This is a genomic window from Bradyrhizobium sp. NBAIM08 (genome assembly GCF_020193935.1).
In the GTDB taxonomy this organism is placed as follows: domain Bacteria; phylum Pseudomonadota; class Alphaproteobacteria; order Rhizobiales; family Xanthobacteraceae; genus Bradyrhizobium; species Bradyrhizobium yuanmingense.
In genome coordinates this window covers 1-384 of the sequence record NZ_JADYVR010001319.1, presented here as the reverse complement: position 1 = coordinate 384, position 384 = coordinate 1, and the positions used below count along the sequence as shown (strand labels likewise).

The 384-nt window shown below is 66.4% G+C and carries 1 protein-coding gene; it reads left to right on the top strand.

Annotation, left to right across the window (positions count from 1 at the left end; translation table 11 throughout):
- Positions 1 to 324, top strand: a 324-nt coding sequence (locus I6F37_RS44710) for a 2-phosphosulfolactate phosphatase (RefSeq protein ID WP_225155088.1), incomplete at its 5' end; no start/stop codon positions are given.
- Between the last annotated feature and the right edge of the window lie 60 nt (positions 325 to 384).

The window sequence follows — 384 nt, the reverse complement described above, 5'->3', positions numbered from 1 at the left end:
CTGCTCGTGTGTGCCGGCACGTTTGAGACCGGCGCTTTCGAAGATCAGTTCGCGGCCGGCGCGCTCGTCGATGCCCTGCAACATCTCATCCAGCCCGGGAAACTCAGCGACTCGGCGCATCTGGTATGGCACGCCTTTCGCCACGTTTTCGAGGACAGCACCCTCATCGCGTCGTCACTCAACGCGCGGCGCCTCCTCGCCAATCCCGATCTCGCGCCCGACGTCCCGCTCTGCCTCGCCCGCGACAGCATCCAGCTCAACGCCTCACTGTTCAACGATGGCTCTGTCCGCGCGATTCCGGGCTTCGGCGCCAGGCTGGCATAACGTGCCGCCAGCGTTCCGCTGGCGAACCATCTGCGGCCAGCGAGACGCTGGCGGCACGTC